Genomic DNA, 9,876 nt, shown 5'->3' with positions numbered 1-9,876 from the left:
TTCCTGCAGGAGGTTCGCCATCCGACGGACGTCGGCGGAGCGGTTGGTGCCCGCCCCGTGCAGCAGGGCGGGGTTGAAGAACGCGGCGTCGCCCTTGGCCAGCGGGAGCTGGACGTGGTGCTCAGCGAAGAAGTCCTGGAAGTCCCGGTGCTCGGCCACGAGGTAGCCGTGCGAGTACTTCTGGGAGTGCGGCAGATAGAGGGTGGGTCCGGTCTCCACGGGCATGTCGCAGTGCGCGACCGCGCCCTGCAGCGTCAGCGCGGGGGTGAGCGCGTGCTGGTGCGCCGGGTAGCGCGCGGCGCCCGCCGGGGACATGAACCCGAGGTGGTAGTCGCGGTGCGGCGACTGCGCCTTCCCGCCCGGGTTGACGACGTTGACCTGGCTCGTGACCTGGTAGGCCGGGCCGAGCCAGGCCTCGCTGACCAGCGCGAGGACGTCGTTGGCGTAGTACTCGGCGAACGTGTCCGGGTCGGCGACGGCGAGCTTCTCCAGCGCGTTCCAGATCCGGTCGTTGGCCCCCGGCGCGGCGAAGTGGTCGCCCACCGCGGTGCCCGCGGCCTTCTGGTCGGCGATGATCCGGAAGAAGGCCTCGGTCGCCCGGTCGACGATCCCGTGGTCCGGGAAGGCGTTCTCGAGGACGACGATCCCGGGGCCCTCCAGCAACGCGCGCACCAGCTCGGCCTGGATCTCACGACGCGGGCCGGAACGCAGGACCTCCGCCGGGTACACGGTGACCCCGGAGCGGATCTCGGCGTGCGGGAAATCGGCCGGGTCCGTCCGCTGCCCCACGACGGCGCGCAGGACCTCGACCTGGGCGTCCGCCGGGTCGAGCCATGCGGGTGCACGGCGAGCGGAACGCGTCATCGGGATCCTCCGGAAGGGTCTTTAAAGCGCTTCAAGTACGAGTATGGTGCGGGGTGGCGGATGATCGTGTCAAGGAGGTGGTCGTGGCGTCCTCACCCGGGAGACGCGTGCGGTTGGACGACGTCGCCGCCGCCGTGGGGGTCTCGCCCGCCTCGGTGTCGCTGGTGCTGCGCAGCGCCCCGGGCCCGAGCGCCGAGACCCGCGCGAAGGTCCTCGAGGCGGCGCAGCGGCTCGGCTACCGCCCGGACCGGGCCGCGAGCCTGCTGGCGAGTCGGCGCAGCCGCCTGGTGGGCCTGCTGATCGACGTCCGCAGCTCCTTCCACGCCGACGTCGCCGAGCACCTGCAGGACGCCGCCGAGGAACGGGGCTACGACGTCGTCCTCTCCACGATCACCCGCCGCCGCGGCCAGGCGCGCGCGGTCGAGACGCTGGTGGACTCGCGCTGCGAGGCGCTCGTGCTGATCGGCCCGGAGGCGCCGCAGCCGGAGCTGGAGCAGCTCGCGGGCACGGTCCCGCTCGTGGTGCTCTGCCGCAGGCTCGACGGGGCCCGCGGCCCGGACGTCGTCCGTACGGCGGACGAGGCGGGTACCGCCCTGGCCGTGGACCACCTGCACCGCTTGGGGCACAGCGCGATCACCTACGTCGACGGCGGCGTGGGCACCATCGCCGAGGACCGCCGCGACGGGTACGAGCGGGCGATGGCTGAGCGCGGGCTGGTGGCGCGGGTGCTGCCCTCGACGGACTCGACCGGCCCGACCGGCACCGAGAGCACCGGCATCGCGGCGGCCGAGGCGCTGGTGGCGGCGGGGGAGCTGCCCACGGCGGTGGTCGCCTTCAACGACCGCACCGCCGTCGGCCTGCTCGACGCCCTGTCCCGCGCCGGGATCTCCGTGCCGGACGACGTGTCGGTCGTCGGGTACGACGACGAGCCGCTCGGTCGCCTCGCCCACATCGGCCTCACCACGGTCGGCCAGGACACCGCCGCCCTCACCTCCCGCGCGCTCGACGCCGTGGTCGCGCGGCTGGACGGAGACCGGGAGAGCGCGGGGCCCGAGGTGGTGCTGGATCCCTATCTCGCGGTTCGTCGGACGACCGGGCCGCCGCGTTCTTGATCGCACGTTTCGTGCTCTCAGCGCGGCAAGATCGCGAGATGTGTGCAGTGAGCGCGGTCGGTGCCGCGCTGACTGCACACTTCTCGCGATCATGGCCGGGCGCCTGCACCATGATCAGCGAAAGCGTGCGCTCAGCGCGGTCGACACCACGCTGAGCGCACGCTTTCGGTGATCTTGCAGCGCTGAGAGCACGAAACGTGCAAAGCCCCCCGCGCCAGGGATCAGCGCTTCAGCTCGTGCGCCAGCTCCTCGAGCTCCTGACCACCCGCCATCTCGGCGGTGAGCTCCTCCAGCGAGACCTCGGCGCGCTTCTTGTCCAGCACCCGGCGCCCCAGCTTCAGGATGATGAAGTGGTCCCCGACCATGTAGGCGTGGTGCGGGTTGTGCGTGATGAACACGACGCCGAGCCCCGCGTCCCGCGCGGCGGCGGTGTACTTGAGCACCACACCGGACTGCTTCACGCCCAGCGCGGCGGTGGGCTCGTCGAGGATCAGCACCCGCGCACCGAAGTACACGGCCCGCGCGATCGCCACACACTGGCGCTGGCCGCCGGAGAGCGTGCCGATCGGCTGGTTGATGTCCTTGACGTGGATGCCCATCTTCTTCAGCTCGGAGTCCGCGATGTCGCGCATCGCGGGGATGTCGAGCGGGGCGCCCGGGAACTTCCCCTTCTTCAGCTCGGAGCCGAGGAAGAAGTTGCGCCACACCTCCATCAGCCCGACGACGGCGAGGTCCTGGTAGACCGTCGCGATCCCGTGGTCGAGGGACTCGCGGGGGGAGGAGAAGTGCACCTCCTCGCCGTCGACCCGGAGCCTGCCCTCGGTGTGCGGGTGCAGCCCGGAGATGATCTTGATCAGCGTCGACTTGCCGGCGCCGTTGTCCCCGAGGACGCAGGTGACCTCTCCGGCGTTGACGGTCAGGTTGACGCCCTCGAGGGCGCGGATCGCGCCGTAGGCCTTGCCGACGTCCTCCATCTGGACGAGGGGCTTGCCGACCTCGAGGTCGGACGCGGCGTGTTCGGCGATCGTGTCAGTCATCAGGTTCTCCTATTTCCGACGCGAGGCCGAGTTCTTGACGTACAGGTTCACCAGCACCGCCAGCAGCAGCATGACGCCGAGGAAGGTCTTGAACCAGTTGGGGTCCCAGCCGGCGTAGACGATGCCCTGGGTGGTCATGCCGAAGATGAAGGCACCGATGGCGGACCCGAGGGCGGAGCCGAAGCCGCCGGTGAGCAGGGCGCCGCCGACGACCGCGGCGACGATGTAGATCAGCTCGTTGCCGACGCCGAGCCCGGCCTGGACGCTGGCGAAGTTGAACAGCAGGTGCTGGCCGAGGAACCAGGCCATCAGCCCGACGCCCATGAACAGCCCGATCTTGACCTTGGCGACCGGGACGCCGACCGCGCGGGCCGAGTCCTGGTTGCCGCCGACGGCGAAGATCCAGTTGCCGGTCTTGGTGCGCAGCAGCAGCCAGGTGGCGGCGAGCATGAACAGGATCCACCACAGGACGCTGATCTTGAGGTTGATGAAGCCGAGCGGGATGTCGGAGGCGAAGATCGCCTTGGCCGAGTCGAACCCGTCCATGTCCGAGATGTTCGTGGTCGCCACGGTGCCGGTGACCAGCTTGGTGACACCGAGGTTCACACCTTGGAGGACGAAGAACGTCGACAGGGTGATCAGGAACGACGGCAGCTTGGTCTTGACCAGCAGCCACCCGTTGAGGAACCCGATCGCCAGCGAGATCGCGAGCGCGACGATCACGCCGACCCACACGTTGAGCGAGAACTGGTAGGCGATCATCGCCGAGGCCAGCGCGGAGGCGGTCACCGCGACGCCGGACGAGAGGTCGAACTCGCCACCGATCATCAGCAGCGCGACGCCGAGGGCGACGATGCCGATGGTCGAGCTGGCGTACAGCACGGTGGAGAGCGCCTCGGCGCTGCGGAAGGGCGGGGCGATCGCGAAGAAGAAGATGAAGATCGCCACGGCGGCGGCGAACGCGCCGATCTCGGGCCGCCCGAGCACACGGGCACCCAGTGATCGCTGCACGCGGACGGGCTCGAGCTTCGCGCTGGACTCGGTGGGTGGGGACGGCGGGGTCGCGACGGGTGAGCTCATTCGGTGCTCCAACGGCCTGGGTGTGTCGAGGGTGGACCCCGGGGCGGCCGGTCCTCTCGGATCGGGCCGGCCGCCCCGGGTCAGCGCGTCAGCGCTTATTCGCGGTGGTGTAGGGCAGGATCTGGTCGATGTTGGTGCTGTCGACGAGGGACGGACCGGTCAGCGTGGGCTGACCGCCACCGATGTCGTTGCCGTTGCTCAGGTTCAGCCACAGCGACTCGACGGCCATGTAGCCCTGGACGTAGGGCTGCTGGTCGACCGAGAACTGGACCTGCCCGTCCTGGATCGCCTTCGCCACGTCCTGGTTGAGGTCGAACGTGATGATCTTCGGCTTGTTCGGCGAGCTCTGCTCGGCCTGCAGCGCGGCCTGGGCGATCGGCGCACCCAGCGTCACGACGTGGGTGATGGACGGGTCCTGCGCCAGCTTCGCGGTGATGGTCTGCTGGACCGACGGCAGGTCGGCACCGTTGACCTGCAGGTTCTCCGTGTTGGCGAAACCGCTCTTCACGCCCGCGCAGCGGGCCTCGAGCGCGACCGAGCCCTGCGCCTGGATGATGCAGAGGGTCTTGCCGCCGCCCTCGGCGGTGATCTTCTGGCCGACGGTCTGGCCCGCGAGGGTCTCGTCCGAGCCGAAGTACATCTTGGCGCCGGCGTCCTTGTACTCGTCGATGCCCTGGTTGAAGGCGACGACCGGGATGCCCGCGTCGGCGGCCTTCTTCGCCACCGGGACGACGGCGTCGGCGCTGGAGAGGGTGACCGCGAGCCCGTCGACCTTGGAGTCGATGGCGTTCTGCACCAGGGTCGCCTGGTCCGGCCCGTTCTCGTTGTTCGAGTACTTCAGGTCGATCCCGTGGGTGGCCGCGGCGTCCTGGGCGCCCGCGCGGATCTTGTCCCAGAAGGTGTCACCCGCCTGCTCGTGGGTGACCATCGCGATGACGTAGTTCTTGCCGCCGGTGACCGCGCCACCGCCGGAGGCGGCCTCGCCGCCCGAGGTCGTCTGCGCGCCGCCCGAGCTGCTGCATCCCGCGGCGACCAGTGCGGCACCCGCGAGCGCTGCCGCGAGGGCGATCGTCCGCTTACCGGTACGGAACATCGTTGTCCTTTCCGAACATCTCTTCGATGAGTGTGGTGCGGTCTGCCGTGGGTGTCAGAGCAGCCGAACCGCGGCGTCGACGGCCCCCGCGACGTCGTCATCCGGTGGGTAGAGCAGCGACCGGCCGACGACCAGTCCCTGCACCGTGGGCAGGGCGAGTGCCTTGCTCCAGCGGGCGAGGGTGGCCTCCTGGTCGTCCGCCACCTCGCCGCCGAGGATGAGTGCGGGCAGCGTGGTCGCCGCCATCGCACGTTCCATGTCCTCGACGATGGGCACCTTCAGCCAGGTGTAGGCCGAGGTGGTGCCCAGGCCCGCGGCGACGGTCATCGCCCGGGTCATGGCGTCGGCCGTGAGCTCGTTGTGCACCCTGCCGTCGACCCGACGGGACAGGAACGGCTCGACCATCGCCATCAGTCGGTGTCCCGCGAGCTCGGACACCGCACGCCCGCAGGACTCGAGCGTCGAGACGCTGTGCGCGTCGTCGGCGTCGATGCGGACCAGCATCTTGCCGCCCTCGAAGCCCGCCGCGGCGATGCTCGCGGCGTCGTAGGCGGTGAAGCGGTCGTCGATCTCGAACGCGGTGCCCGCCAGGCCGCCGCGGTTCATCGAGCCGATGACGACCTTGTCGTCCAGCGCGCCGAGCAGGAGGAGGTCCTCCAGTACGTCGGGCGTGCCGAGCACCCCGTTGACGCCGGGGCGGGACAACGCGAGCGCGAGCCGGTCGAGCAGATCGGCGCGGTCCGCCATCGCGAACGGCCGGTTCCCGGCGGCGAGCGCGCCGCGGGCGGGATGGTCGGCCGCCACCATCATCAGTCGGCCGTGCTCGCCCAGGAGCGAGCCGGGCCTGCGCCGGTTCGCGGCGGCCTCGGCCACCGCGTCCGGGCGGCGCGCCCGGGTGCGTACGAGGTCCGTCAGGACCGCCTCACGCACTGTGCCGACCAACGGGTCGACCACAGGGTCTCACGAGCCGCATCGCCACGAGGTCCCTCCGCCGGAGCCCGGTCGGCAACCGTTGCCGTCCGGTGTGATCGAATTCGTTGTGACTCCGAACACCGCGATAGGTGTACGCTTCTCTGGGCAGTACGTCAACACTTTGTCCTGACATAGTTTGTCAGGACATGGAGAGGGGTAGTGGCGCGTGGACCGAATGGGCGGCGGAGCGTTGGTCCCGGACGTCACACTCGATCGCACCAGTCCCGTTCCGCTGTACTTCCAGGTCGCGACCCGGTTGCAGCAGCAGATCGAGGAGGGCGACATCCCCGTCGGGAGCAGGCTCGAGAACGAGGTCGAGCTCGCGGACCGGCTCGGCGTCTCCCGGCCGACGATGCGCCGCGCCATCTCCTACCTGGTCGAACGCGGGATGCTGATCCGCAAGCGCGGCGTGGGCACCCAGGTCGTGCACCCGAAGGTCCGGCGCCCGGTCGAGCTCACGAGCCTGTACGACGACCTGCTCAAGAGCGGGCAGTCGCCGCGGACCGAGATCCGTGAGTTCGAGGTGCGGCCCGCCCCGGACCAGATCGCCGAGGCGCTCGGCCTCCCCTTCGGCTCCGAGGTGACCTGGATCGAGCGACTGCGCTACGCCGGGGACGAGCCCCTCGCCCTGATGCACAACGCCGTCCCGGTCGACCTGCTGCGGCTGCGCCGCGAGGACCTCGAGCGCAGCGGCCTCTACGACCTGCTGCGGGCCGCCGGGCTCGTGCCGCGGATGGCCAACCAGGTCGTCGGCGCCCGCTCCGCCACGGCGGCCGAGGCGCGCATCCTCGACGAGACCCGCGGTGCCCCGCTGCTCACCATGACCCGCACCGCGTGGGATGCGGCGGGCAAGGCGGTGGAGTACGGCTCGCACCTCTACCGGGCCTCCCGCTACTCCTTCGAGCTGAACCTGACCTCCTGACCCCGGCGGCGGTTGTGACCTGCGTCGGGAGCGGAAACGACTGACCCGTCGCCGCCGTTGGACAGGCGAGAGACTTTCCACGGAGGGAACGGCATGGGTGAGCTGGTGCGGGCGCGTCTGCGGCTGCTGCGGGACGAGTACGTCTCGGCGGTGAACGAGGCGGTCGCGGAGGGCCGGGACGACATGGTGGCGCGCCTCGTCGCGGACTACCCGGACGCCGCGCTCCGCGTGATCACCGAGCTGGAGGGCAGCAACGCGGCCTGAGCGCGTCACGGGTGACTTTTGCGTGACGGCTGGGCCGCGTCGGGCAGCGTCCGACCCGTCGGCATGACACGGTCGACGGGTGCGGAGAACTGCGCTGGTCGGCTTGCTGCTGCTCGCCCTCGTGGCGGGCTGCACCGCGCAGCCGACACCCCCACCCGTCGAGACGCCGGTGGGGGAGGGCACGCCGACCGCCGTGCTGTCGCCGAGCACGACGCCGAGTCCCCCACCGACCACGCCCGCCCTCCCGCCCGGGCTCACCCAGGCGGACGTCGACGCGGGGCTGCTGAGCCGGGACGTGCCGCAGTCCGGGAGCGGGAACCTCGTCCCGGTGCCGGGCTCCACGCCCGCCCCGGGCCCTGGTCCGGTGCGCACCGTCCGGGTCGAGGTCGAGGAGGGCGTGCCCGTCGACGGCGAGCGCTTCGCCACCTTCGTCCTCGGCGTGCTGAACGACCCCCGCAGCTGGGGTGCGGGCGGCGCGATGTCCTTCGCGCGCACCGACTCCGCCGATGTCGACATCCATCTCGTCCTGGCCACTCCGGACACCTCGCGTCGACTGTGCCGCCCGTTGGAGACCTACGGGAAGCTGTCCTGCCGCACCGGGGACCGGGCGGTCCTCACGCACTACCGCTGGGTGAACGCCACCGAGGAGTACGCCGCCGACCCCACGGCATACCGGCGCTACGTCGTCAACCACGAGGTCGGGCACGCCCTGGGCCACGGACACCAGCGGTGCCCCGGCCCGGGGCGGCCCGCCCCCGTGATGCAGCAACAGACCCTGGGCCTCGACGGCTGCGCGCCGAACAGCTGGCCCTACCCCTGAATGACGCGATGAGCGAGCGGCACTCTCGCTCACTAGGTCTGAGCGAGAGTGCCGTTCGCTCGTCAGCCCTGGGGGGCCGCCGGGATGGCGTCCGGCGGCACGGGTGACTCCGGTGTGTTCAGGTCGGTGACCGGGGCGTCGCCGTTGTTCGTGGTCCGGACGCCGGTGAGCTGCTTGGTCGTCTGGCCCGTGACCTGCGTGATCTTCACGCCCGCGATCCCGCCGTGCTTGTCCGCGGCGAACCGGTAGGGCGCCAGCCACGGCCCCTCCATCGCCTTCCCGTCCCGCTCGACGGCCTCGACGAGGGTCTGCCGGGTCGGGTCCTGCCCCGCGGCCTGCAGGGTCTGGACGAACGCGTAGGCCTGGGACATGCCGTAGATCCGGTAGTTGGACAGCGCCCCGCCGTCCCCGTTCGCCTGCCAGATCTTCGCGAACTCCGCGGTCCACGGGTCCGCCGGGTTGTCCGCCCGCGGCAGGTACTCGGTCGTGATCATGCCCTCCAGCAGCGAGGTGTCGGTGACCGCGCCCTGGGAGAAGCGGCCGAGCAGCGACCCGACGAGCACCGGGTCGGCGCCGATGTTGGAGTACACCCACTGCGGCTTGTAGTTCAGCCGCTGGCCCTGCAGCTGGGTGAGCGCGGTGTACGAGGGGACGTTGAACCCGATCACCAGGTCGGCGCCGGAGGCCTGCAGCGCGGCCATCTGCGGGCCGATGTCGGTGTTGCCCGGGGTGTAGCGCTGGGCGTTCACGATCTGCTTGTCCAGGTACCGGCGGGCGCCGAGCTCGGCGTCGCGGCCCAGGTCGTCGTCCTGCAGGAACAGGCCGACCTTCGCCTGCGGGTAGGTCTTGGCGATGTAGTCACCGATGATCTTCGCCTCGACCTCGTAGTCCGGCTGCCAGCCGAAGGTCATCGGGTTCTTGTCCGGCTGGTCCCACAGCAGCGAGCCCGAGGACACGAACAGGTCGGGCACCTTCTCCGCGTTGAGGAAGTCCAGCACGGCGCTGTGCGTGGGGGTGCCGAGCCCGCCGAGGACGGCGAACACCTGGTCCTGCAGCACCAGCTCGTTCACGACCTGGCTGGTCTGGGTGGGGTTGTAGGCGTCGTCGCGGAAGATGTAGTCGATCCGCCTGCCGTTCACGCCGCCCTTCGCGTTGACCCAGTCGAAGTAGGCCTTCGCGCCGGTGGGGATCTCGCTGTAGCCCGGCGCGGCGACCCCGGTCAGCGGGAAGTGCGCGCCGACCTTCACCGAGTCGGCGGTGAGCCCGGTCGTCGCCCCGGGATCGGAGCCGCCGCCCGAGCCACCCTCGGCGGGCCTGCCGCCCGCCCCGCAGCCCGCGAGCACCAGCGCCACCCCGACGGCCATCGCCGCGAGTGCACGCCCCCGTCCTGACCTGCCCATTCAGGGCCTCCCTTCGTCCGACGTCGATGTGGTCCGGCGCGCCGCCAGGCGGCTCCGGACCGTGCCCACGACCCCGCCGGGGGCGACGAGCATGACCACCACGAGCACCGCGCCGTAGACGAACGGGGCGAGCTGGGCGGACTGGACGTCCGTCAGCCCGGCCGACGCGCCCAGGTTCGTCACGCCCGGCGGCAGGAACACCAGCAGCGCACTGCCCAGCACCGCGCCGAGCAGGCTGCCGAGCCCGCCCACCACGACGGCGGTGAGCAGCCCGATCGAGAGCACGATGGTGAAGCCGGAGGGGGCGGCGAG

The 9,876-nt window shown here is 71.0% G+C and carries 10 protein-coding genes and 1 pseudogene; 4 read left to right on the top strand and 7 right to left on the bottom strand.

The genetic code is table 11. The features are described from left to right. Positions 1–864 (bottom strand): phytanoyl-CoA dioxygenase family protein (locus H5J29_RS10265; RefSeq protein WP_181780697.1); only part of this gene is annotated, 864 nt, incomplete at its 3' end. An 83-nt stretch (positions 865–947) separates the two neighbouring features. Here H5J29_RS10265 and H5J29_RS10260 point away from each other — a divergent pair. Continuing rightward, a complete protein-coding gene (locus H5J29_RS10260; RefSeq protein WP_312858143.1) occupies positions 948–1,976 on the top strand; it encodes a LacI family DNA-binding transcriptional regulator in 1,029 nt (342 codons plus the stop codon). A gap of 221 nt (positions 1,977–2,197) precedes the next feature. Here the strand turns inward: H5J29_RS10260 and H5J29_RS10255 are convergent, their stop codons facing one another. From H5J29_RS10255 to H5J29_RS10240, 4 genes are all read right to left on the bottom strand, one after another. Continuing rightward, the gene (locus tag H5J29_RS10255; protein ID WP_181780695.1) at positions 2,198–3,013 is read right to left on the bottom strand and encodes an ATP-binding cassette domain-containing protein; all 816 of its coding nucleotides are present in this window, start codon (positions 3,011–3,013) and stop codon (positions 2,198–2,200) included. A gap of 9 nt (positions 3,014–3,022) precedes the next feature. Further along, positions 3,023–4,093, bottom strand: a complete 1,071-nt coding sequence (locus H5J29_RS10250; protein WP_181780694.1) for an ABC transporter permease — start codon at positions 4,091–4,093, stop codon at positions 3,023–3,025. Between the two features lie 88 nt (positions 4,094–4,181). Continuing rightward, positions 4,182–5,186 (bottom strand): substrate-binding domain-containing protein, encoded by a 1,005-nt coding sequence (locus H5J29_RS10245; protein WP_181780693.1) that lies wholly within the window; start codon positions 5,184–5,186, stop codon positions 4,182–4,184. Between the two features lie 54 nt (positions 5,187–5,240). Next, positions 5,241–6,116: a Cgl0159 family (beta/alpha)8-fold protein gene (locus tag H5J29_RS10240; protein ID WP_181780692.1), complete on the bottom strand. Its 876-nt coding sequence runs from the start codon at positions 6,114–6,116 to the stop codon at positions 5,241–5,243. 217 nt (positions 6,117–6,333) lie between these two features. Here H5J29_RS10240 and H5J29_RS10235 point away from each other — a divergent pair, with 217 nt between their 5' ends. From H5J29_RS10235 to H5J29_RS10225, 3 genes are all read left to right on the top strand, one after another. Beyond that, positions 6,334–7,080, top strand: coding sequence for a GntR family transcriptional regulator (locus H5J29_RS10235; protein WP_281375924.1), 747 nt, complete (start codon positions 6,334–6,336; stop codon positions 7,078–7,080). 93 nt (positions 7,081–7,173) lie between these two features. Next, positions 7,174–7,344 carry a hypothetical protein gene (locus H5J29_RS10230; protein WP_181780691.1) on the top strand — a complete coding sequence of 57 codons (171 nt, stop codon included), beginning with the start codon at positions 7,174–7,176 and terminating at the stop codon, positions 7,342–7,344. Between the two features lie 79 nt (positions 7,345–7,423). Further along, positions 7,424–8,164, top strand: coding sequence for a DUF3152 domain-containing protein (locus H5J29_RS10225; protein WP_181780690.1), 741 nt, complete (start codon positions 7,424–7,426; stop codon positions 8,162–8,164). 62 nt (positions 8,165–8,226) lie between these two features. Here the strand turns inward: H5J29_RS10225 and H5J29_RS10220 are convergent, their stop codons facing one another. Together H5J29_RS10220 and H5J29_RS10215 are read right to left on the bottom strand one after the other, a co-directional pair. Then, positions 8,227–9,528, bottom strand: a complete 1,302-nt coding sequence (locus H5J29_RS10220) for an ABC transporter substrate-binding protein (RefSeq protein WP_246393715.1) — start codon at positions 9,526–9,528, stop codon at positions 8,227–8,229. Between the two features lie 36 nt (positions 9,529–9,564). After that, a pseudogene (locus H5J29_RS10215) lies at positions 9,565–9,876 on the bottom strand (branched-chain amino acid ABC transporter permease); the annotation flags it as partial.

Origin of the sequence: Pseudonocardia pini, from assembly GCF_013870575.1 — a bacterium.
GTDB lineage: Bacteria > Actinomycetota > Actinomycetes > Mycobacteriales > Pseudonocardiaceae > Pseudonocardia > Pseudonocardia pini.
The sequence above is the reverse complement of the archived record's forward strand: the minus strand, read 5'-3'. Positions and strand labels throughout refer to the sequence as shown.

Bases quoted from the DNA above. Each gene is read 5' to 3' on its own strand.
- H5J29_RS10255 (WP_181780695.1), bottom strand. From the start codon at position 3,013: ATGACTGACACGATCGCCGAACACGCCGCGTCCGACCTCGAGGTCGGC.
- H5J29_RS10220 (WP_246393715.1), bottom strand. From the start codon at position 9,528: ATGGCCGTCGGGGTGGCGCTGGTGCTCGCGGGCTGCGGGGCGGGCGGC.
- H5J29_RS10250 (WP_181780694.1), bottom strand. From the start codon at position 4,093: ATGAGCTCACCCGTCGCGACCCCGCCGTCCCCACCCACCGAGTCCAGC.
- H5J29_RS10245 (WP_181780693.1), bottom strand. From the start codon at position 5,186: ATGTTCCGTACCGGTAAGCGGACGATCGCCCTCGCGGCAGCGCTCGCG.
- H5J29_RS10230 (WP_181780691.1), top strand. From the start codon at position 7,174: ATGGGTGAGCTGGTGCGGGCGCGTCTGCGGCTGCTGCGGGACGAGTAC.
- H5J29_RS10235 (WP_281375924.1), top strand. From the start codon at position 6,334: ATGGGCGGCGGAGCGTTGGTCCCGGACGTCACACTCGATCGCACCAGT.